The following is a 21981-nucleotide window of genomic DNA, read 5'->3' on the forward strand; positions in this document are numbered from 1 at the left end:
GCACGCCCGCCCCCCCGCGTCACCCGCTCCCTGGGTGGGAGCGGGCTTGCCCCGCGATGCATTTTGCCCCCGCAATCCTTTGCTCAGCCCAATCCCTTCTATTAATAATCCCGCCTTATAGCCAAAACCAATCACCAGCATGAGCTTTGCCAATGAGCCTTCGTCGGAACCAGCGGTTAGGATTCTCTCCGTCAACCGAATTCAACCCATGAAGGAGCGTCTCTCATGCCAATCATCAACAGCCAGGTCAAACCGTTCAACGCCACCGCCTACCACAACGGCGAGTTCGTCCAGGTCAGCGAAGCCGACCTGAAAGGCAAGTGGTCCGTCGTGTTCTTCTACCCGGCCGACTTCACCTTCGTCTGCCCGACCGAACTGGGTGACCTTGCTGACAACTACGCCGAGTTCCAGAAACTGGGCGTGGAAATCTACGGTGTGTCCACCGACACCCACTTCACCCACAAAGCCTGGCACGACACCTCGGACACCATCGGCAAGATCAAGTACCCGCTGATCGGTGACCCGACCCACGTCATCGCCCGCAACTTCGACGTGCTGATCGAAGAAGCCGGCCTGGCCGATCGCGGTACCTTCGTGATCAACCCGGAAGGTCAGATCAAGATCGTCGAAATCAACGACGGCGGTGTAGGCCGTGACGCCAGCGAGCTGCTGCGCAAGGTCAAGGCTGCCCAGTACGTTGCCGCCCACCCGGGCGAAGTCTGCCCGGCCAAGTGGAAAGAAGGCGAAGCCACCCTGGCACCGTCCCTTGACCTGGTCGGCAAGATCTAAGGCCATGCGTCAGATGCGGGCGGTGAGCAACCGCCACTTCTAAGTTGTCACCGCCCCGTAAAAACGCCCGGGCGATCTCGCCTGGGCGTTTTTGTATCCGAGTTTTGAAAAAGGAATCGCCCGTATGTTGGACGCCACGCTTAAATCGCAACTGAAAACCTACCTGGAGCGGGTCACCCAGCCGATCGAGATCGTTGCCTCCCTCGACGACGGCGCGAAGTCCCGCGAACTGCACGACCTGCTGGTGGAAATCGCCGGCCTGTCGAACCTCATTACCTTCAGCGCGGACGGCAACGATACCCGTCGTCCTTCGTTCTCGCTGAACCGCCCGGGGAGCGATATCAGCCTGCGCTTCGCCGGCATCCCCATGGGCCACGAATTCACCTCCCTGGTGCTGGCGCTGCTGCAGGTCGGCGGTCACCCCTCCAAGGCCAGTGCCGAATTGATCGAGCAGATCCAGGCGCTGGAGGGTGAATTCACCTTTGAAACCTACTTCTCGCTGTCGTGCCAGAATTGCCCGGACGTGGTCCAGGCGCTGAACCTGATGGCGGTGCTCAACCCCAATGTGCGCCACGTCGCCATCGACGGCGCGCTGTTCCAGGATGAAGTCGAAGCCCGCAAGGTCATGGCGGTGCCGAGCATCTACCTGAACGGCGAAGTGTTCGGCCAGGGTCGCATGGGCCTGGAAGAGATCCTCGGCAAGATCGACACCAACGCCGGCGCTCGCCAGGCCGAGAAGATCAACGCCAAGGACGCCTTCGACGTGCTGGTGGTCGGGGGCGGCCCGGCTGGCGCCGCCGCCGCGATCTACGCCGCCCGTAAAGGCATCCGCACCGGTGTCGCCGCCGAGCGCTTCGGCGGTCAGGTGCTCGACACCCTGGCGATCGAGAACTTCATCTCGGTGCAGGAGACCGAAGGGCCGAAGCTGGCCACGGCCCTGGAAGAGCACGTCAAGCAGTACGACGTCGACATCATGAACCTGCAACGCGGCGAAGCGCTGATTCCGGCCACCGATGGCGGCCTGCACGAAGTACGACTGGCCGGCGGCGCCTCGCTCAAGGCCAAGACCGTGATCCTCGCCACCGGCGCCCGCTGGCGTGAAATGAACGTGCCGGGCGAGCAGCAATACCGCGCCCGTGGCGTGGCCTACTGCCCGCACTGCGACGGCCCGCTGTTCAAGGGCAAGCGCGTGGCGGTGATCGGTGGTGGCAACTCCGGCGTGGAAGCGGCCATCGACCTGGCCGGTGTCGTCGCCCAGGTGACCCTGATCGAGTTCGACAGCCAGCTGCGCGCCGATGCCGTGCTGCAGCGCAAGCTGCACAGCCTGCCGAACGTCAAGGTGATCACCAGTGCGCTGACCACCGAAGTGGTCGGCGATGGCGAGAAGGTCACCGGCCTGCGCTACAAGGACCGCACCAGCGACACGCTGCATGACCTGGCGCTGGAAGGCATCTTCGTGCAAATCGGCCTGCTGCCGAACACCGACTGGCTCAAGGGCACGGTCGAGCTGTCGCCGCGCGGCGAGATCATCGTCGATGCCAAGGGCCAGACCAGTATCCCGGGCGTGTTCGCCGCTGGCGACGTGACCACGGTGCCGTACAAGCAGATCGTCATCGCCGTGGGCGAGGGGGCCAAGGCGTCGTTGGCGGCCTTCGATCATCTGATCCGCACTTCGGCGCCAGCCTGACGGTAGCAGGGTGTAGACGTGAAAACGCCGCCATTCCTTCGGGAATGGCGGCGTTTTTGTGTTGGGGCTATCGCGGGGCAAGCCCGCCCCGCGTTGGTGATCCCGGTCAGGCTGGATTGCTCAGCGCCTCGTCGGCGGCCTTGCCGCGCCCGCCCAGCCACACCAGCAGCAACCCGGTCGCCGCCAGCAGGCCACCGGCCATCGGCACCGCCGCGTAGCCCAAGTCCAGGCTGATCACCGCGCCACCCAGGGCGGCGCCGACGGCATTGCCCAGGTTGAAGGCGCCCACGTTGATCGACGACGCCAGCCCCGGTGCCTCGGCTGCGGCGATCATCACCCGCATCTGCAGCGGCGGCACCACGGCGAAGGTGAACATCCCCCACACCAGCAAGGCCAGCGCGGCGCCGACATGGCTACCCAGCACCAGTGGCATCAGCAGCATGATCGCCGCCAGCGCACCGAGGAAGATCCGCGCGGCACCGTCCAGCGACCAGTCGGCCAGCTTGCCGCCCAGGCTGTTGCCGAGGGTGAAGCCGACGCCGATCAGCACCAGGCCGAGGGTGACGAAACTGTCGGAGGCGCCGGTCAGCTCGGCCAGCACCGGGGCGACATAGGTATACAGGGTGAACATGGCGCCGGCACCCAATACCGTGGTGGCCATGGCCAGCAACACGTTGGGGCGGGCGATCACTGCCAGTTCCTTGCGCACATGGGGCACGCTGCCGCGCTCGCCCTTGGGCAGGGCGTACCACAGCGCCGCGATGGCCAGCACGCCGAGCACCGCGGTGCCGGCGAAGGCCATGCGCCAGCCGACCTGCTGTCCGAGCCAGGTGGCGGCCGGCACGCCGCCGATGTTGGCGATGGTCAGGCCCATGAACATGGTAGCCACGGCGCTGGCCTGCTTGTCCCGGGGTACCACGCTGGCGGCCACCACCGCGCCCAGGCCGAAGAAGGCGCCGTGGTTGAGGCTGGTGATCAGTCGCGAAAGCAGCAGGGTGTAGTAGTCCGGCGACAGGGCCGAGAGCAGGTTGCCGACGGTGAAGATGCCCATCAGCATCATCAGCGCGGCGCGCTTGCCGAAGCGGCTGAACAGCAAGGTCATGATCGGCGCGCCGACCATCACGCCGATGGCATAGGCGGTGATCAGCATGCCCGCGCTGGGAATGCTGGCGCCCACGCCATCGGCGATCACCGGCAGCAGGCCCATGGGCGTGAATTCGGTGGTGCCGATGCCGAAGGCGCCGATGGCCAGGGCGAACAGCACCCGTTTGGGGGAAAGCGTGCTCATTGGGAGCTCCGAAAAAGCGGTTGAAAACGGGAGAGTGGGCTTCCATGCCCGGCAGGAATCAGTCCCAGGCCGGCGCCAGGCCGTCCGGGCTGACTTCGCGGCCGTTGCGTTCCAGGGTGGCGATGCGCGCCATGTCGTCGGCGTCCAGGCGCAGGCTCTGGGCAAGCAGGTTGCTGGCCAGGTTTTCGCGCTTGGTGGACGATGGGATAACCGCATAGCCTAGCTGCAAGGCCCAGGCCAGGGCCACCTGGGCCACGGTGGCCTTGTGCTTGGCGGCGATCTCGGCCAGCAGCGGATCCTTCAGCACCTTGCCGTAGGCCAGGGTCATGTAGGAGGTGGTGGTGATGCCTTGCTCCTGGAGAAAAGCGGTCAGCGTGCGGTTCTGCAGGTACGGGCTGAGCTCGATCTGGTTGGTGGCGATCTCGCCCTGGCCGACCACGGCGATGGCCTGGCGGGTCAGCTCGATGTTGAAGTTGGAGATGCCGATCTGGCGGGTCAGGCCCTGGCGCTTGGCCTCGGCCAGGGCCTGCATGTACTCGGGCAGCTCGACGCCGTTGCCCGGCGCCGGCCAGTGGATCAGCAGCAGGTCGACATGGTCGGTGCGTAGCTTGGCCAGGCTGTCGCGCAGGCTGGGGATCAGCTTGTCGGCGGCGTAGTGGTCGACCCAGATCTTGGTGGTGATGAACAGCTCGTCGCGCGGCACGCCGCTTTCGGCGATGGTCTGGCCGACCTCGGCCTCGTTCTTGTAGATCTGCGCGGTGTCGATGGCGCGGTAGCCCAGTTCCAGCGCCGATTTGACCGAGTCGATGACGGCCTGGCCAGTAAGGCGGAAGGTGCCCAGGCCGAAGGATGGAATACTCATGGATCTACTCCTGTCGAGTGAGGGAATCGAAGCCCGGACAGTGGGAGTCGGCTTCGACGGGTGAGCGCAGTGTGCGCCGTTCGGCGGGATTGATTAAGGCGCCGGTAAGCCAAGGTCCTTTGACTTGGAGTCATGAATGGGAGGGCGGGTTGTGATTGGAAGCCAGGCAATAGGTGTATCAGGCAGGGGGATGGATCCGGCATGATGGGAAATCTGCAGGCGGTTGTGATTGAGCAAATGCGGCTAGGCAGGCCCGAGCGCGGATCGACGAAGCTGTGGCCTGCCGTATTTCCAGGAGCACACTGACCTTGCCCGTCAACGTCCATTACAAGTCCCGCTTCGACGCCGTGCTCGCCTATATCCAGGACAACCTGGAGGGCGATCTGTCGGTGGAGGCTCTGAGCGCGGTGGCGCACTTTTCGGCGTTCCACTTCCATCGCCAGTTCAGCGCCTACGTGGGGGTGCCGGTTGCCCGCTACGTGCAGCTGATGCGCCTGCGCCGGGCGGCCCATCGGCTGCTCGGCCAGCCCGGCCACTCGGTGCTGGCGGTGGCGCTGGAGGCGGGCTTCGAAAGCCCGGAAGCGTTCAGCCGGGCGTTTCGCCGGGCCTTCGGCCATGCGCCCAGTGCGTTCCGCCGCCGGCCCGACTGGCAGGTCTGGAATACGGTGTTTGCCATTCCTCATTTTTCCAGGAGCATCACCATGCAGGTACGAATCGTCGATTTCGCCGCCGTGCGCCTTGCCGCGCTCGAGCACCGTGGGCCGGCCAATCGGGTCAGCGACACCGTGCGCCACTTCATCGACTGGCGCATGAGCAGCGGGCAGTCGCCCGTGGCCAGCAGCCGCAGCTTCGGCATTCCCTACAACAACCCGGACACCACCGCGCCGGAAGACTTCCGCTTTGCCATCTGCGGGGAAATCCACGAGGCGGTGGCGCCGAACGCCCAGGGCGTGCGGGAATCGAGCCTGCCCGCCGGGCGCTGCGCGGTGGTGCGGCATGTCGGCTCGCCGGACCATATCGGCGAGACGATCTATCCGCTCTACCGCGACTGGCTGCCGGCCAGTGGCGAGGAACTGCGTGATCATCCGTTGTTCTTCCATTACCTGAGCATCTACCCGCAGACGCCGCTGGAGCAGTGGCAGACGGATATCTACGTGCCGTTGCGCTAAAGCACGGTCAGCCCCAAACGCAACAGCCCGCCGGATGGCGGGCTGTTGCGTTTGGCCAGGAGCGATCAGCGCCGGCGGAACAGCGGCAGCGGCTCGTCGGTGGCACCCTGGTAGGTCACCGAGAAGTCCTTCAGGCTCTGCAGCGCGTCTTCCGGGTCCTTGTCGGCACGGATGGCGAATGCGTCGAAGCCGCAGCGGGCCATGTAGAACAGCTGGTCGCGCAGCACGTCGCCGATGGCGCGCAGCTCGCCCTTGAACTTGTAGCGGTCACGCAGCAGGCGCGCGTTGGAGTAGTTGCGCCCGTCGGTGAAGGCCGGGAAGTTCAGGGCGATGACCTGGAAGTGCTCGACGTCTTCGCCGATTTCCTCGGCTTCCTCGTCGCTGTCCAGCCAGATGCCCAGGCCGCCGTCGCGGGCCTTGAGCAGGCTCGGATGATCGCGCCACAGCTGCAGCGGCACGATGTAGTCGTCGCAGTTGGTCAGTTCGTCGATCGAGACGTCCTTGGGCAGCAGGTGCCAGGTTTCGTCGACGATCTGGTTGTTCTTAATGATTCGCTGCATAGACGCGTTCCTTGAAGGGGTCGATGCCGATCCGCTGGTAGGTGTCGATGAAGCGCTCGTCTTCGGTGCGTTGCTCGACGTACACATTGATCAGCTTCTCGATCACGTCGGCCATGTCGTCCTGGGCGAAGGAGGGCCCAAGGATCTTGCCCAGGCTCGCGTCGCGGGCGGCATTGCCGCCCAGCGAGACCTGGTAGAACTCCTCGCCCTTCTTGTCCACGCCAAGGATGCCGATGTGGCCGACGTGGTGGTGGCCGCAGGCGTTCATGCAGCCGGAGATGTTCAGGTCGAGCTCGCCGATGTCGAACAGGTAGTCCAGGTCGTCGAAGCGGCGCTGGATGGATTCGGCGATCGGGATCGACTTGGCGTTGGCCAGCGAGCAGAAGTCACCGCCCGGGCAGCAGATGATGTCGGTCAAGAGGCCGATGTTCGGGGTGGCGAAGCCTTGCTCGCGCAGTTCCAGCCACAGGGCGTGCAGTTGACGCTGCTCGACGTCGGCGAGGATGATGTTCTGCTCGTGGGAGGTGCGCAGGTAGCCGAAGCTGTAGCGTTCGGCGAAGTCCGCGACGGCGTCGAGCTGCTTGTCGGTCAGGTCGCCCGGGGCGACGCCGGTGGGCTTGAGCGACAGGGTCACGGCAACATAGCCCGGCTTTTTGTGCGCGCGGGTGTTGCGCGAGCGCCAGCGGGCGAAGCCCGGGTGTTCCTGGTCCAGGGCGCTGTAGTCGACGTTTTCCAGTGCCAGGTAGTCAGGGTCGACGAAGTGGCGGGCAACGCGCTGCACTTCGTCCTCGGTCAGGGTGGTGCTGCCGCCGCGCAGGTGGGCCATCTCGGCCTCGACCTTCTCGGCGAACACTTCCGGGGTGAGGGCCTTGACCAGGATCTTGATCCGCGCCTTGTACTTGTTGTCACGGCGGCCGTAACGGTTGTACACGCGCAGGATGGCGTCCAGGTAGCTGAGCAGGTCCTGCCAGGGCAGAAACTCGTTGATGAACGAGCCGATCACCGGAGTACGGCCCAGGCCGCCGCCGACCAGCACGCGGAAGCCCAGCTCACCGGCGGCGTTGCGCACCGGCTCCAGGCCGATGTCGTGCACTTCGATGGCGGCGCGGTCGTCGCTGGAACCGTTCACGGCGATCTTGAACTTGCGCGGCAGGTAGGCGAATTCCGGGTGGAAGGTGGTCCACTGGCGGACGATCTCGCACCACGGGCGCGGGTCCACCAGCTCGTCTGCGGCGACACCGGCGAACTGGTCGGTGGTGACGTTGCGCAGGCAGTTGCCGCTGGTCTGGATCGCGTGCATCTGCACGGTGGCCAGCTCCGCGAGGATCTCCGGGATGTCTTCTAGCGCCGGCCAGTTGTACTGCACGTTCTGGCGGGTACTGATGTGCGCGTAGCCCTTGTCGTAGTCGCGGGCGATCTTCGCCAGCATGCGGGTCTGGCGGGCGTTCAGCTGGCCATAGGGCACGGCGACACGCAGCATCGGCGCGAAACGTTGGATATACAGGCCGTTCTGCAGGCGCAGAGGGCGGAATTCTTCTTCGCTCAGCTCACCGGCCAGGTAGCGGCGGGTCTGATCACGGAACTGCTTGACGCGGTCCTCGATGATCCGCTGATCGTACTCGTCGTATACGTACATATAAGTCCTGTCTCAGGCTAGCATGCAGCTAATCGCGCGCACGGCCGCGCACTCCGGGTCGGAGCCGAGGCACGATAGCAGAGTGGGTTTATGCGCTAAAGTGATGTTTTTGCATATGAAAAGAACCATTTGGACTAAGTGAGACTGACTGGCATTTGTCCGCGCCGGTACATCGCGGCGCTATAATCCGGGGTTTGCTCCGCAGGGAAGTAACAGCATGCTCAAGGCCTTGTGCCAGAGCCTGTGCCTGAGCCTGCCACTGGCAGCGAGCGCACAGGCCGCGTCCGTGGTGTTCCTCAACCCGGGCTATTCCAACGAGACGTTCTGGGTCGATTACTCGCGCTTCATGCAGGCCGCCGCCAACGACCTGGGCATGGCCTTGCGCGTGCGGTACAGCGAGCGCCGCGCCGACCTCGCGCTGACCCAGGCCCGCGAGGTGCTGCAAGGACCGCAGCGCCCGGACTACCTGGTGCTGGTCAACGAGCAGTATGTCGCGCCGGAGATCATCCGCCTGTCGCGGGGCACCGGGGTCAAGCTGTTCCTGGTCAACAACGGCCTCACCGACAGCCAGGCGCACAGCATCCAGGCGCAGCCGGACAAGTACCCCGAAGTGCTCGGTACCCTGGTCAGCAACGACGAGGAGGCCGGCTACCAGATGCTCAAGGCGATGGCGGCGCAGCTGCCGGCTGACGCGGGGCCGGTTGATCTGCTGGCTTTCGCCGGGGTCAAGACCACGCCGGCCTCGCAGTTGCGCGTGCAGGGCATGCGCCGGGCGCTGGCGGAGTTTCCCCAGGTGCGCCTGCGCCAGGTGGTGTACGGCGGCTGGAGCCGCCAGCGCGCCTTCGAGCAGGCGCAGATGCTGCTGGAGCGTTACCCCGACACGCGCCTGGTGTGGTCGGCCAACGACCAGATGGCGTTCGGCGCCATGCAGGCGTACGAGGGGCTGGGTAAGGTGCCAGGGCGCGATGCCCTGTTCAGTGCGGTTAACAGCTCGCCCGAGGCCCTGCGGGCGCGGATAGATGGACGCCTGAGCGTGCTGATGGGCGGGCATTTCACCCTGGGCGGCTGGGCCATGGTCATGTTGCACGACGACGCCCAGGGGCTGTCGGTGGATCGCGACGGCCAGCGGGAACATAGCGTGCCGGCCTTGCAACTGATCGATGCGGACAAGGCCCGACGCTGGCTCAAGCTGCTGGAACAGGACAACCACGGCATCGACTTCCACCGTTTCAGTGCCGAGGGCAGGCCGACGGACTTTCGCTACCCCTTCCTCACGTCACCCGTCGACTATTGAAAGACCCTGCTTGAGGGAAGGGCATTGCTGGACTTAACTGCTGCTTGTGAAGTGCATTCCCATAACCACTACAAGAGGCAATGCAATGGGAAACTCTACCAAGGTCCGCAAAGCTGACAGCAGTGTCGATGCCTGGGCGATCCTGTGTCTGATCGTGCTGGTGGTGGTCACTGCGGTGTACTGGGTCAGCCATCAGTAGCGGAAAACTACTCGAGACCGTGAGTCACACCTGAACCGCCCGCGGAAGGGATATCCGCGGGCGGGTTGCGTTTGGGTCGGCTAATGTAGTCCCCTGTAGGAGCGGCCTTGTGTCGCGAAAGGGGCGCGAAGCGGCCCCAGGGTTTGAGCTTGATGCATCAATTGCCGGGGCCGCTTTGCGGCCCTATCGCGACACAAGGCCGCTCCTACAGGGATTTGTGCAGGGCCTGGCCCTCGCGCGGCTAGCGCGCCGTCAGGTGCAGCGCCAGCTGCACCAGGCCGATCAGCACGAAGATGAAGATCAGCGTGAACAGCGTCCCCATCACGATGAAATGGCTGGCCTTGCCGTAGGTGAAGTCGCGGGCGCGGTTCTTGCCGCTCTGCACACCGAAGGCGGCGGCGAGGATGCTCTGCAGCATCTGCCAGAAGGTCGGTGGCTTGCCGTGTTGGCGATCGTCCATGAGTGGCTCCCTGGTTAAGAGGCAATCACCCACAGTGTAGGCGACTCAGGCCGAGGCCATGGACGAATCCGCTTGTTCCTGCTCATCCTGGGCCACCACCCGTTCGCACAGCTCGATGATCTGCTCGCGCATCCAGCGGTTGGCCGGGTCCTGGTCGGTGCTTTCGTGCCAGTACAGGTGGGTCTCCAGCGCTGGCACCTCCACTGGCAGCGGCTGGTGACGCAACTGATGGCGGCGGGCGAAGCGCTCGGGCACGGTCATCACCATGTCGGTCTGCTGCAGCACCTGCGAGGCCATCAGGTAATGCTGCGAGCGCAGCGCGACACGGCGCTGCACGCCCATCTTGCCCAGGGCCAGGTCGACATAGCCCAGGCCGTTGCGGCGGCTGGAGATATGGATATGCGTCATGGCCAGGTAGCTGTCCAGGGTCAGCTTGCCGTCGGCCTGCGGATGGCCGGGGCGCATGGCGCAGACGTAGCGGTCCTGCATCAGCTTGACGTGGCGCACCTGCGGGTCGGTGTTCAGCGGCGCGTCGACGGCGAAGTCCAGGCGCCCGGCGGCCAGTTCCTTGGTGGTCTCGCGGCGTTTGCACAGGAAGCTCTCGATCACCAGCGCCGGGGCCAGGCGACGCAGGCGCTGGAACAGCGGCGGCAGGATCACCGCCTCGGTGAGGTCGGTCATGCTGATGCGGAAGGTCTTGCTGGCCTGCAGCGGGGTGAAGATGCGGCTTTCCTGCACCGAGGTGCGTAGCAGCGACAGCGCGTTGCGCACCGGGCCGATGATGTTCTGCGCCATGGGCGTGGGCACCATGCCCTGCGCGGTGCGCACGAACAGCGGGTCGTTGAAGGTCTCGCGCAGGCGCGACAGGGCGTTGGACACCGCCGGCTGGGTGATGCCGACGATCTGCCCGGCGCGGGTCAGGTTGGCTTCGGTGTAGATGGCGTCGAAGACGATGAACAGGTTGAGGTCGACCTTGCTGAGGTTCATGGCGCCGCTCTTTGTTGGAGTTATCGGGTGATCATATATTGGTTATGAATGTTTATACACGTAGAAAATAGACTAGGTGGATGAAGGGTGGCTGTTCTAGGCTCAGGTCCATGTTCTTCATTGACTGAAGGTAGCCCCGATGGATTTCGCCTATTCGCCCAAGGTCCAGGCACTGCGCGAGCGCGTCAGCGCATTCATGGATGCATACGTCTACCCGGCCGAGCCGGTGTTCGAGCGCCAGGTCGCCGAGGGCGACCGCTGGCAGCCCACCGCGATTGTCGAGGAGCTCAAGGCCAAGGCCCGCGCCGAAGGACTGTGGAACCTGTTCCTGCCGGAATCGGAGTACGGCGCGGGGCTGACCAACCTCGAGTACGCGCCACTGGCCGAGATCATGGGCCGCTCGCTACTGGGGCCCGAGCCGTTCAACTGTTCGGCGCCGGACACCGGCAACATGGAAGTGCTGGTGCGCTACGGCAGCGAGGCGCAGAAACGCCAGTGGCTCGAGCCGCTGCTGCGCGGCGAGATCCGCTCGGCGTTCGCCATGACCGAGCCGGACGTGGCCTCCTCGGACGCCACCAACATGGCCGCCACCGCTGTGCGCGACGGTGACGAATGGGTGATCAACGGCCGCAAGTGGTGGACTTCCGGCGCCTGCGACCCGCGCTGCAAGGTGATGATCTTCATGGGCCTGTCCAACCCGGACGGCCAGCGCCACCAGCAGCACTCGATGATCCTGGTGCCCACCGACGCGCCCGGGGTGAAGATCGTCCGCCCGCTGCCGGTGTTCGGCTACGACGACGCGCCCCACGGCCATGCCGAGGTGCTGTTCGAGAATGTGCGTGTGCCTTATGAAAACGTGCTCCTGGGTGAGGGCCGTGGCTTCGAGATCGCCCAGGGCCGCCTCGGCCCAGGCCGCATCCACCACTGCATGCGCTCGATCGGCATGGCCGAACGCGCCCTGGAGCTTATGTGCAAGCGCTCGGTCGAGCGCACCGCCTTTGGCCGGCCCCTGGCGCGGCTGGGGGGCAACGTCGACAAGATCGCCGACTCACGGATGGAGATCGACATGGCCCGCCTGCTGACCCTGAAGGCCGCCTACATGATGGACACCGTCGGCAACAAGGTGGCGCGCAGCGAGATCGCCCAGATCAAAGTGGTGGCGCCGAATGTTGCGCTCAAGGTGATCGACCGGGCCATCCAGATCCATGGCGGGGCCGGGGTGAGCGGTGATTTCCCGCTGGCGTACATGTATGCGATGCAACGCACCCTGCGCCTGGCCGACGGACCGGATGAAGTGCACCGGGCGGCGATCGGCAAGTATGAGATTGGCAAGTATGTGCCGAAGGAGATGTTGCGTAGCGGGCATTGATGCAACGAAAGGAAGCCTCCTCTGACCATTCTATGGGGGAGGTTTCGCGCTTTGATGTAGGGCGTTTCCCGAGCTGGGACTTGTTGCCCTCGACAGGAGAAAAGTGCTGCTAGTTTCTTGCTCTTCGCACAGTATACCGGTCCGAACAGCACACCCCGCATTGGTAGAGTTTCAGGTACCCATGCGGGGCGTGTTTACTCAAGGCGTCTTGAGGTCCAGCACCAGATCCTTCGCCGCCTTGGTCGCGAGCACGCTCATCAGTTTGCCCATCTCGTCCTGACGACCAAGCCCCGCGTCTGAGCCTCCCATCATCACGCTGGGCACCGGCGCCTGGGCTGCTGCGTTGGCCCAGGCGCGGTTGATCTGCACCAGGGCGTCGAGCTTGGTCTGCAGGGCGCCGTCGGCCTTGAGCGAGGCCTCGCGAGCGTAGGCTTCTGCGTCGGCCGTGATCTTGGTGGCCTCGGCGTTGACCTTGGCTTTGTCACGGAGCAGCTCGGCGGTTTGCTTGTCGATCTCGGCCCGGCGCTTTTCCCGTTCGGCATTGATCAGCGTGAGCTGCTTCTCAGTCTCGGCTTCGGTGGTCCGTTCGATCTGCTGGCGCAGGCTTTCCTGGCGCTTGGCCTCGTCGTCCTTGGCGCCGCGGGCGGAGACCAGCTCTTTCTCTTCCTCCTCCTTGAGCCGGTTCTGCCGGGCCACGGCCAGTTCGGCCAGGGCCTGCTGCACCCTCACCATGCGTTCCTGGTACTGCGGGTTGGGGTCGATGTGCGTCACCCGGGCATCGACGACCTCGACGCCGAACAGTCGGAACTGCTGTTGCTTGCGCAGTTCCTGGCCATCCTTGTCGAGCTTCTTTTCGATGACGAAGCGGGTCGCGGAGTTGTCGCCGAAGCTGCCCTGGTCGGTGCCCGACTGAAGTATCGCGGTCTGTGCCGGCAGGTTGTCGCGCTGCACGCGAATCTCCTTGCGGCTGGTCAGGTACAGGCCATTGCGCAGCTGGTTCTCGAACTCGGCGCCGAAATGGCTGCGGTTGCCGGCGTAGTAGTCATCGGCGCTCATCAGCGAAGCGGTGGCCTGCAGGGTTTCCTTGACGGCCGGCAGCAGGGCGCGCTGCAGGAAATTGTCGGGGGTGCGGTACTCCTGGGCAATCTTCAGGAAGGCATCGCCCGAGGGCAGACGGAACTGGGTGCTGAATTCGGCCTTGGCATCGACGTTGCCGAGGAACACGATCGGCAGGTTTTCCAGGATCACCGAGGGTTGTCCGCCGCGGTTGTCCTCCTGGTTGTCCACCCGCAGGGCGGACTGGACGCCAATGGTGCGCCGCCAGACCGTGCTGCGGCCGAACCACTTGGTCGCGTAGCCGACATCCTCGACCACCTTTTCCTCGCCGAAGATCGTGCGCACGTGGGTCATCTGGCCCGCTTCGTTGTAGAAGAACACTTCGTTGAACACGGCGGCGATGGCGCCGAGGGCAAGCACCGGCAGGACGATGGCGGCAATCAGCTTGCGTTTCTTGCGCAGGACCGTGAAGTCGGGGGCTGGCAATTTTTGCATGGGACACTCCTTGTGCGGGAAGTGCGTATGCTCGCCAAGGTGTTTTGCCTGGAGTAGTCAGCTGGGTCCGCTTGCGATGTAGGACGTTTCTTGATGAGCCGTGAGCATGCCTGGCAATGGCAGAAGACCCGCTGCGGCGGGTCTTCCTGTCGATCATCAACCCGGCGGATTCAGACCCCCGCCGCCAGCTTTGCACTCACCTGGCGACGGCGATACGCGCTGTCGCGACTGGCCAGCCACCAGTACAGCGGCGAGGTGATTGCCAGCCCCACCAGCCACGACAGGTCGGCGCCATTGATGTGCACGGACACCGGCCCGACATACAGCGGCGTGTTCATGAACGGGATCTGCACCGCGATGCCCACCGCGTAGGCGATCAGCGCCTGGGGGTTGTAGCGGCCGTAGATGCCGCCGTCGACCTTGAAGATCGAGTCGATGTCGTAGTCGCCCTTGTGGATGACATAGAAGTCGATCAGGTTGATCGCCGTCCACGGCACCAGCACCACCAGCAGCACCAGCACCATGTCGACGAAGTGGCCGATGAAGTCCGCCGAGGCGAACACCGCCACCACACAGCAGGCGGCCAGGACGATCAGCGACAGCACGGCGCGGCTCTTGGCGGTAGGGATCCAGCGGTAGGCGAAGGTCTGCACCAGGGTGATGATCGACAGCACCGCGCCGTACAGATTGAGGGCGTTGTGGCTGATCACGCTGAGCAGGAACAGCACCAGCATCAGCGGGCCGAGGGTGCCGGTGGCGAGCTTGACCGCGTCCATGGTGTCCATCCCGGCCGGGATCGCCAGCACCGCGACCGCGCCGAAGATGAACGACAGGCTCGAGCCCAGGGCCGAGCCCAGGTAGGTGGTCCAGAAGGTCGAGGACACCTTCACGTCGGCCGGCAGGTAGCGCGAGTAGTCCGACACGTAAGGGGCGAAGGCGATCTGCCACAGCGCCGCCAGCGACACGGTGGCCAGCCAGCCGGCCAGGTTGAAGTCGCCGCGGGTGAGGAAGTCGTCGCTCTGCACATGGCTGAAGATGTAGCCGAAGCCGACCACGATGCCGATGCCCAGCACCCAGGTGCCGATGCGGTTGAGCACGTGGATGAAGCGGTAGCCGATGATGCCGATGATGCCCGAGCCCAGGGCGCCGATGACGATGCCCACCGGCACCGGCACGCTGTCGACCACGCCGTGCAGCGACTTGCCGGCCAGCACGATGTTGGAGGCGAAGAAGCCGATGTACATGACCCCGGCGATCACCACCACCAGCAGGGCGCCGAGCGAGCCGAACTGGGCACGGCTCTGGATCATCTGCGGGATGCCCATCTGCGGGCCTTGGGCCGAGTGCAGGGCCATGAGCACGCCCCCGACCAGGTGGCCGACGAGGATGGCGACGATGCCCCAGACCAGGTTGAGGTGGAACAGCTGCACGCCCAGCGCGCCGGTGACGATGGGCAAAGGCGCGATGTTGCCGCCGAACCACAATGTGAACAGATCCCTTACCTTTCCATGGCGGTCTTGCGGCGGCACGTAGCCGATCGTGTGTTTCTCGATGAGGGGTGCCGAATTGGCTGCACTGGTCATGACTGACTCCAAGGCAAGGTGGGGCATCGGGGGAGGCCCGGGTGCGTGCCGGCAAGGGGCGACGCGTTCTTGTTGGAGCGATGATGCGGGGCGGGCGGGTATCGAGAAATTAGTAAATTTGTGCTCATGAACCTTAAAAAACCTAAGGCTGGCAAAAGGTTAAGCGGGGGACTGGAGCAAGGACGGTGCCAAGTGGTGGGAGGCCTTGAGGCAGGTGGGTTGCAGGGACTGCGGATGGTTTCGGGTGCGCAGCGATGGTGCGGTATGAGCATTACCGGTGCAGGCAAGAACCGCTCGGCCAGGCTATCTACATCGGCAACAACCGGTCCTGGATCACCTCCTTCATCACCAGTGTCGAGCTCAGGCGTTTGACATTGGGAATGCTGGTCAGCTGTTCGTCGTATAGCTTCTGGAACGCGGGCAGGTCCTTGGCCACGACGTGCAGCAGGTAGTCCGGATCACCGAACAGGCGCTGGGCCTCGATGATCTGTGGAATGTCCCCGAGCGCCGCCTCGAAGTCCGCCACCGGCTGGCGGGTCACTTCGCGCAGGGTGACGAACACCAGCGCGGCGAAGTTCAGGCCCAGGGCCGCCGGGGCCAGGCGGGCGTGGTAACCGAGGATGGCGCCGGATTCCTCCAGCGCCTTGAGGCGGCGGTGGCAGGGCGACAGGCTCAGGCCCACGCGCTCTGCCAGCTCGGTGACCGACAGGCGCCCGTCTTTTTGCAGCTCGGCAAGGATCTTTCGATCAGTTCGGTCCATGGGGGAGAATCTTCCAGTGTTTGGCTTGGTAGAGGGAATATACGAAAGAAAATCCCCAGGCGATATCCGTAGTCTTTCTTTCACCGAAACCTGTGTGAAAGGAAGGGTCGATATGACCATGAGTGTGTTGGCGGCGTTCTGGGCCGTTTCCCTGCTGTTCGTGATCACCCCCGGTGCCGACTGGGCCTATGCCATCTCGGCCGGCATGCGCGGGCGCTGGGTGGTGCCGGCGGTGGCCGGCATGCTGTCCGGGCATTTCCTCGTCACCCTGGTGGTGGCGGCCGGGGTCGGCAGCCTGCTCGCCGGCCATCCGCTGGCGCTGACCCTGCTCACCCTGGCCGGTTGCCTCTACCTGCTGTGGCTGGGCGGCAACCTGCTGTTGAGCCCGTCGGTGCCCGAGGCGGGCGAGGGCGGCGAGCGCGATTCGGGGTCGCGCTGGGCGTTCAAGGGCTTGTGCGTCAGCGGGCTCAACCCCAAGGTCTTCCTGCTGTTCCTGGCGTTGCTGCCACAGTTCACTGACCCGCAGTCGAGCTGGCCGCTGCCGTTGCAGATCCTGCTGCTGGGGCTGGTGCACCTGGGCAGCTCGCTGGTGATCTACCTGATGGTTGGCTACGGCGCCAAGGCCGTGCTGCGCACCCGGCCCGCGGCGGCGCGGGTGGTGGGGCGGTTGTCCGGCGGTGTGATGATCCTGATCGCCGTGGGGCTGATTGCCGGGCAATTGCGCTGAGCCTGTCAACGGCGGCGGCTTGGGCTATGCTGACGGCCCTCATGAATCGGAATCGCCAACCATGAAATACGCCGCCGCACTCCTGCTCAGCCTGCTTCCGTTGCTGGCCCATGCCGTGCAGACAGGAGAAACCCTCGCACCCTGGACCCTGCTCGACCAGTACGACCAGCCCTACAGCCTGGTCAGCGACACCCGCATCCTGCTGGTCGCCCGCGACATGGACGGCGCCAAGCTGGTGAAGGCGGCCCTGGCCGAGCAACCCAAGGGCTACCTGGAGGCGCGCAATGCGGTGTTCGTCGCGGATATCCAGCGCATGCCGGCGCTGATCAGCAAGCTGTTCGCCATCCCGGCGATGCGCGACTACAGCTACCGGGTGCTGCTGGACCGTGAAGGCCAGGTCGCCACTCGGTATGCCGGGGAGGAGGGCAAGGTGCTGTGGCTCTCGCTGGACAACGGCGTATTGGTCGGACAGAAGACCTATGCCGCTGCCGATGACCTGAAAGCGGCGCTGGAGCAGGCCAGCCACTGAACCGAAGGCCCCGCGACGGGGCCGTCAGCGACAGTGCGGCAGACTCAGGAAAATGCCTGGCGCATCAATTCAGGCAGTACCTCGCCCGCCTTGCCGGCCAAGGTGAATTCCCGCTGATGCCCCTCGCTCGCAGGCTGCGGATTGACATGCACCACCGTCGCCCCCGCCGCCAGCGCCAGCCGTGGAATCGAGGCCGCCGGCTGCACCACGCCGGACGTTCCCACCGACAACAGCAGGTCGCACTGCTGCGCGGCGTCGAATGCCCGCTCCAGTGTCTGCTCCGGCAACATCTCGCCGAACCACACCACCCCGGGCCGCAGCGGCCCGGCGCAAAGGCTGCAGCGCGGTGGCTCGATGCGCCGGCCTTGCAGGGCGTCCTCGGGCAGGGCCACAGGCCCGTCCGCCGGGCGTGAGCAGTCCAGGCAGCGGAACGCGTCCAGCCGCCCATGCAAATGCAGCACGTCGTGGCTGCCGGCGCGCTCGTGCAGGTCGTCGACGTTCTGCGTCACCAGGGTCAGTTTCGGCACCCGCGCCGCCAGCGCGGCGATGGCCAGGTGGGCGGGGTTGGGCGTGGCCTGGGCGATCCCGGCGCGGCGCATCTGGTACCAGCCCCAGACCAGCGCCGGGTCGGCGCGAAAACCTTCGGCGCTGGCCAACTGCGCCGGGTCGAAGCGCTCCCACAGCCCGGTCAGCTTGTCGCGGAAGGTGGCGATGCCACTTTCCGCTGAGACGCCGGCGCCGGTGAACACCACTACGTGGCGGGCTTGGGCGAGCAATGTCGGGTCGAACGGCATGGGGGCTCCAGTACGGCGGTGCGGGGGCGCCCACTGTGCCAGTGGGGCGGGAGGGCGACAAGCTCGAAGCCGGTGAAGGCAGTGGCGAATCGAGGCCTTGACCTCGACTTAACCTGAGGTCTGATACTCGGCCGCTCATTCCATCGACGGAGCGATACCATGACCCAGCCAGCCGCCTTCGCCCTGAGCAACCCCGAAGGCCTCTACGACCCCAGTGGCAATGCCTATTCCCATGTCGCCGAGGTGCGTGCCGGCAGCCGCCTGCTGTACATCGCCGGGCAGGGTGGCGAAGACCTGCAGGGCAACCTGTCGGCGCGTTTCGACGAGCAGGCGCGCCAGGCCCTGGCGAACCTGAAGATTGCCCTGGCCTCCCGTGGGGCCACCCTCGAGCACGTGTTCAAGCTCACCTTGCTGGTGGTCGACCATTCCGAGGCGCGCCTGAGCCAGTGGGTGGCCGAGGCCGATCGCGCCTGGGATGGCAGTATGACGCCGACCTGCACGCTGATTCCGGTCCCGCGCCTGGCGCTGGATGGGATGCTGGTGGAAGTGGATGCGGTGGCGGCGTTGCCTGAGGCGTGAGCGATCGGCCCTGCACAATCCCTGTGTAAGCGGTCTTGTGTCGCGAAAGGGCTGCGAAGCGGCCCCAGGGTCTCAGCGTTGATGCAAAGATCGCCGGGGCCGCTTTGCGGCCCATTCGCGACACAAGGCCGCTCCTACAGGGGGCAGCCCAAACCATCGTGCAAGACCTTCGTCCACGATGGGCTGGTAGACTCACGATTTGAATCGAGCCTGCGCCATGACCGTCCCTGTCGAACTGCACCAGACCGGCCCCGAACACGCCGAGCTGGTGCGCAACCTCTACCAGTTCTACGCCTACGAGTCCTCCGACTGGGAACAGGAGGACGTCGAGGTGGACGGGCGCTTCTACATCCATGAGCCGCACTTCGCCCGCTACTGGCAATCCCCCGGCTGGAGCGCCAGCCTGATCCTGGTGGACGGTTTCATCGCCGGCTTCATGCTTATCGAGCGCAGCGAACTGCCCGGCATCGAGGCTTGCGAGCTGGCCGACCTGTTCATCCTCAAGAAGTACCGTCGCCAGGGCGTGGGCCTGGCGGTGGCGCGGCAGACGCTGTGCGAAGGCGACAGCGACTGGCTGGTGCGCTGCTATCCCGCGGATGCCCCGGCCCTGGCGTTCTGCCAGGCAGTGCTGGCAGACCTACCGCGTCCGGTGCGGGAGATCGCGCTGGATGACGAGCCGCCACTGCGCAACTTCCTGGTGACCCGGCAGCGGCACTGACCCCCTGCAGTTTTTTTGTGACGCGCTTCACAAAAACTCTGCGTCGAGCGGCATAATGCCAGCACTTGGTTATTTCGGACTGTCCCGACATACGGTCCGGAGGTTTCCTATTCCTGCTGTGAAGGAGTCAGGTCATTCCCATGCCGCTCGCCGCCAATCCCGACATGATGTACCGGTTGTTGATCCAGAGCGTGGCGGACTACGCCATCTACCAGCTCACCCCCGAGGGCATCGTCGCCAACTGGAACCCGGGCGCGCAGCGGGCCAAGGGCTACCAGGCCGAGGAGATCATCGGCCAGCACTTCTCGGTGTTCTATACCGACGAGGACCGCCATGCCGGCCTGCCGGCGCTCAGCCTGGACACCGCGCGCAACCAAGGGCGCTTCCAGGCCGAAGGGCTGCGCCAGCGCAAGGACGGTTCGCACTTCTGGACCAGCGTGGTGATCGAGCCGATCAAGGATGAACACAGTGGTCAGCTGATCGGCTACGCCAAGATCACCCGCGACATTTCCGAGCGCCGCCAGCATGAGCTGGAGCTGCTCAAGGCCAAGGAACTGGCCGAACAGTACAGCCAGGAGATGACCACCCTGTCGCAGTTCCTCGACTCGGTGATCGCCAACATCCCTGCCAGCGTCATTGTCCAGGACCTGCAGAGCCAGCAGATCCTCCTGGCCAACCAGCAGGCCGAGCGCCTGTTCGGCCGTCAGGGCACGCACATGGTCGGCCAGCTGCCGGGCCAGTGCCTGGTGCCGGCGGCCGCCGACTATCTCGAGCAGCAGCTGGCGCGTGGGGCGCGCAGCACCAAGGGCTACACTGCCGAAACCCGGGTCGACACCGCCATGGGACCGCGTACCCTGCGCAGCCGCGCCACGCTCTGCGACAACCGTGAAGGGCATGGGGATTACGTGCTGTTCGTCGCCGAGGACGCCACCGAGGAGCTGGCCGCCCATGCCCAGATCCACCACATGGCCCATCACGACGCCCTGACCGGGCTGCCCAACCGCACTCTGTTTCACGAGCGTCTCAAGCAGGCGTTGCTGCGCGGCGAGGACAGCGGCAAGCTGACCGCCGCCCTGTGCCTGGACCTGGACAACTTCAAGAACATCAACGACACCCTCGGACACGCCTTCGGCGACAAGTTGCTGCGCGCCCTGGGCAAGCGCCTGCGCCGCGAGCTGCGCGAGCACGACACCCTGGCCCGGCTCGGTGGCGATGAGTTCGCCGTGGTGCTGTCGGGCCTGGAGACCGGCGATGCGGCGCGCAACACCGCCCAGCGCCTGATCGAGGCGATCTGCCCGCCGTTCCATATCGAAGGGCACCAGTTCAGCGTGGGGGTGAGCATCGGCGTGGCGGTCGCGCCCGACGACCACGACCAGGCCGAGCAACTGCTGGGCTACGCTGACATGGCCCTGTACGAGGCCAAGCGCAATGGCCGCAACCGTTACGAGTGCTTTCATGTCGAGCTGGATGTCGCCGCCCGTCAGCGCCGCCTGGTCGAGACTGACTTGCGCACAGCGCTGCACCTGGGCCAACTGCAGCTGCACTACCAGCCGGTGGTGGACCAGCAGAGCGCCAGCGTCACCGGCTACGAGGCCCTGCTGCGCTGGGAGCATCCGAGCCGCGGGATGATCATGCCCATGGACTTCATCCCCATCGCCGAAGAGACCGGCCTGATCCACGAGATCGGCGCCCGGGCGCTGAACCTTGCATGTCAGGAGGCGGCCACCTGGGGCACCGCGCAGACGGTGTCGGTCAACCTCTCGGCGGTGCAGTTCAAGAACGCCGGCCTGGTCCACACCGTGGCCTTGGCCCTGGCCGATTCGGGCCTGCCCGCCACGCGCCTGGAGCTGGAGATCACCGAGTCGGTGCTGCTGGGCAACAGCGAGGAGAACGTACGCACCCTGCGGGCGCTGAAGGACCTGGGGGTGTCGATTTCCCTCGACGATTTCGGCACGGGGTATTCCTCGCTGGGCTACCTGCGCTCGTTCCCGTTCGATCGGATCAAGATCGACAAGTCGTTCGTCCACGACATGTGCGAAAGCCGCGAGGCGATGTCGATTATCCGCGCCATCACCGAGCTGTCCAACAGCCTGATGATCAAGACCACGGCCGAAGGCGTGGAGTCGGCCGAGCAGATGGAGCGCCTGCTGGCGGAGGGGTGCTCGCATTTCCAGGGTTATCTGTACGGTCGGCCGGCGCCGGCGAGCGAGCGGTTGACGCAGGTGCTGCCGCGCACCTGACAGGCCGCAAAGCGGCCCCTGCGATCTTTGCAGCAATGCTGAAATCCTGGGGCTGCTGCGCACCCTTTCGCGGCACAAGGCCGCTCCTACAGAATCCGCGTGGCATTTGGCAAAAGTGGTCGATCAGCGAACAAAATGTACCAGTTGGACCACAAGGCTTTGTCGCGTCCCCGGGTTCTCTTCTAGAATCCGCCCATGCT

General features: G+C 65.2%; 20 protein-coding genes. 10 read left to right on the forward strand and 10 right to left on the reverse strand.

All coding sequences use genetic code 11. From position 1 onward, the window contains the following. The first annotated feature begins 225 nt into the window (after positions 1-225). Both ahpC and ahpF read left to right on the forward strand, forming a co-directional pair. Positions 226-789: an alkyl hydroperoxide reductase subunit C gene (gene ahpC / locus V0R62_RS11650; protein ID WP_279807573.1), complete on the forward strand. Its 564-nt coding sequence runs from the start codon at positions 226-228 to the stop codon at positions 787-789. Positions 790-913: 124 nt separating this feature from the next. Next, positions 914-2476, forward strand: coding sequence for an alkyl hydroperoxide reductase subunit F (ahpF, locus tag V0R62_RS11655; protein ID WP_330103827.1), 1563 nt, complete (start codon positions 914-916; stop codon positions 2474-2476). 106 nt (positions 2477-2582) lie between these two features. Here ahpF and V0R62_RS11660 read toward each other — a convergent pair whose 3' ends face one another. Further along, positions 2583-3764 (reverse strand): MFS transporter, encoded by a 1182-nt coding sequence (locus tag V0R62_RS11660; RefSeq protein ID WP_203652312.1) that lies wholly within the window; start codon positions 3762-3764, stop codon positions 2583-2585. 58 nt (positions 3765-3822) lie between these two features. Continuing rightward, positions 3823-4626, reverse strand: coding sequence for a 2,5-didehydrogluconate reductase DkgB (dkgB, locus tag V0R62_RS11665; RefSeq protein WP_330103828.1), 804 nt, complete (start codon positions 4624-4626; stop codon positions 3823-3825). A gap of 308 nt (positions 4627-4934) precedes the next feature. On the opposite strand from dkgB, the gene V0R62_RS11670 reads away from it, so the two are divergent. Then, positions 4935-5795: an AraC family transcriptional regulator gene (locus V0R62_RS11670; RefSeq protein ID WP_330103829.1), complete on the forward strand. Its 861-nt coding sequence runs from the start codon at positions 4935-4937 to the stop codon at positions 5793-5795. 65 nt (positions 5796-5860) lie between these two features. Here the strand turns inward: V0R62_RS11670 and V0R62_RS11675 are convergent, their stop codons facing one another. Both V0R62_RS11675 and V0R62_RS11680 read right to left on the reverse strand, forming a co-directional pair. Further along, positions 5861-6355 carry a DUF934 domain-containing protein gene (locus V0R62_RS11675; RefSeq protein WP_028691443.1) on the reverse strand — a complete coding sequence of 165 codons (495 nt, stop codon included), beginning with the start codon at positions 6353-6355 and terminating at the stop codon, positions 5861-5863. Then, entirely contained in the window at positions 6339-7991 is a 1653-nt protein-coding gene (locus V0R62_RS11680; RefSeq protein ID WP_186714070.1) for a nitrite/sulfite reductase, read from the reverse strand. Before V0R62_RS11680 ends, V0R62_RS11675 begins: the two co-directional genes overlap by 17 nt. Positions 7992-8208: 217 nt before the next feature. Here V0R62_RS11680 and V0R62_RS11685 point away from each other — a divergent pair, with 217 nt between their 5' ends. After that, positions 8209-9285, forward strand: coding sequence for an ABC transporter substrate-binding protein (locus V0R62_RS11685; RefSeq protein ID WP_330103830.1), 1077 nt, complete (start codon positions 8209-8211; stop codon positions 9283-9285). A gap of 440 nt (positions 9286-9725) precedes the next feature. Here the strand turns inward: V0R62_RS11685 and V0R62_RS11690 are convergent, their stop codons facing one another. Together V0R62_RS11690 and V0R62_RS11695 are read right to left on the reverse strand one after the other, a co-directional pair. Further along, the gene (locus V0R62_RS11690; protein WP_330103831.1) at positions 9726-9944 is read right to left on the reverse strand and encodes a DUF2970 domain-containing protein; all 219 of its coding nucleotides are present in this window, start codon (positions 9942-9944) and stop codon (positions 9726-9728) included. Between the two features lie 45 nt (positions 9945-9989). Then, positions 9990-10931: a LysR family transcriptional regulator gene (locus V0R62_RS11695; RefSeq protein ID WP_028691447.1), complete on the reverse strand. Its 942-nt coding sequence runs from the start codon at positions 10929-10931 to the stop codon at positions 9990-9992. Positions 10932-11070: 139 nt separating this feature from the next. Between V0R62_RS11695 and V0R62_RS11700 the strand changes: the two genes are divergently transcribed. After that, complete coding sequence (locus V0R62_RS11700; RefSeq protein ID WP_062360997.1) at positions 11071-12300, forward strand: acyl-CoA dehydrogenase; 1230 nt, start codon at positions 11071-11073, stop codon at positions 12298-12300. Positions 12301-12498: 198 nt separating this feature from the next. Here the strand turns inward: V0R62_RS11700 and V0R62_RS11705 are convergent, their stop codons facing one another. From V0R62_RS11705 to V0R62_RS11715, 3 genes are all read right to left on the reverse strand, one after another. Next, positions 12499-13851, reverse strand: coding sequence for an SPFH domain-containing protein (locus tag V0R62_RS11705; RefSeq protein WP_330103832.1), 1353 nt, complete (start codon positions 13849-13851; stop codon positions 12499-12501). 170 nt (positions 13852-14021) lie between these two features. Then, positions 14022-15434, reverse strand: coding sequence for a purine-cytosine permease family protein (locus tag V0R62_RS11710; RefSeq protein WP_330103833.1), 1413 nt, complete (start codon positions 15432-15434; stop codon positions 14022-14024). Positions 15435-15741: 307 nt separating this feature from the next. Continuing rightward, a complete protein-coding gene (locus V0R62_RS11715) occupies positions 15742-16194 on the reverse strand; it encodes an Lrp/AsnC family transcriptional regulator (protein ID WP_330103834.1) in 453 nt (150 codons plus the stop codon). Positions 16195-16306: 112 nt separating this feature from the next. Between V0R62_RS11715 and V0R62_RS11720 the strand changes: the two genes are divergently transcribed. Both V0R62_RS11720 and V0R62_RS11725 read left to right on the forward strand, forming a co-directional pair. After that, entirely contained in the window at positions 16307-16921 is a 615-nt protein-coding gene (locus tag V0R62_RS11720) for a LysE family translocator (RefSeq protein WP_186733125.1), read from the forward strand. 61 nt (positions 16922-16982) lie between these two features. Beyond that, positions 16983-17450 (forward strand): FAD/FMN-containing dehydrogenase, encoded by a 468-nt coding sequence (locus V0R62_RS11725; RefSeq protein ID WP_330103835.1) that lies wholly within the window; start codon positions 16983-16985, stop codon positions 17448-17450. A gap of 44 nt (positions 17451-17494) precedes the next feature. Here V0R62_RS11725 and V0R62_RS11730 read toward each other — a convergent pair whose 3' ends face one another. Then, positions 17495-18244: an SIR2 family NAD-dependent protein deacylase gene (locus tag V0R62_RS11730; RefSeq protein WP_330103836.1), complete on the reverse strand. Its 750-nt coding sequence runs from the start codon at positions 18242-18244 to the stop codon at positions 17495-17497. A gap of 159 nt (positions 18245-18403) precedes the next feature. Here V0R62_RS11730 and V0R62_RS11735 point away from each other — a divergent pair, with 159 nt between their 5' ends. The 3 genes from V0R62_RS11735 (at position 18404) to V0R62_RS11745 (ending at position 21781) form a co-directional block, all read left to right on the forward strand. After that, the gene (locus V0R62_RS11735) at positions 18404-18823 is read left to right on the forward strand and encodes a RidA family protein (RefSeq protein WP_330103837.1); all 420 of its coding nucleotides are present in this window, start codon (positions 18404-18406) and stop codon (positions 18821-18823) included. 217 nt (positions 18824-19040) lie between these two features. Then, positions 19041-19541 carry a GNAT family N-acetyltransferase gene (locus tag V0R62_RS11740; RefSeq protein WP_330103838.1) on the forward strand — a complete coding sequence of 167 codons (501 nt, stop codon included), beginning with the start codon at positions 19041-19043 and terminating at the stop codon, positions 19539-19541. 140 nt (positions 19542-19681) lie between these two features. After that, entirely contained in the window at positions 19682-21781 is a 2100-nt protein-coding gene (locus V0R62_RS11745) for a putative bifunctional diguanylate cyclase/phosphodiesterase (RefSeq protein ID WP_330103839.1), read from the forward strand. Positions 21782-21981: the final 200 nt, after the last annotated feature.

The sequence above is a fragment of the Pseudomonas carassii genome, from assembly GCF_036324045.1.
Classification (GTDB): Bacteria; Pseudomonadota; Gammaproteobacteria; order Pseudomonadales; family Pseudomonadaceae; genus Aquipseudomonas; species Aquipseudomonas peradeniyensis.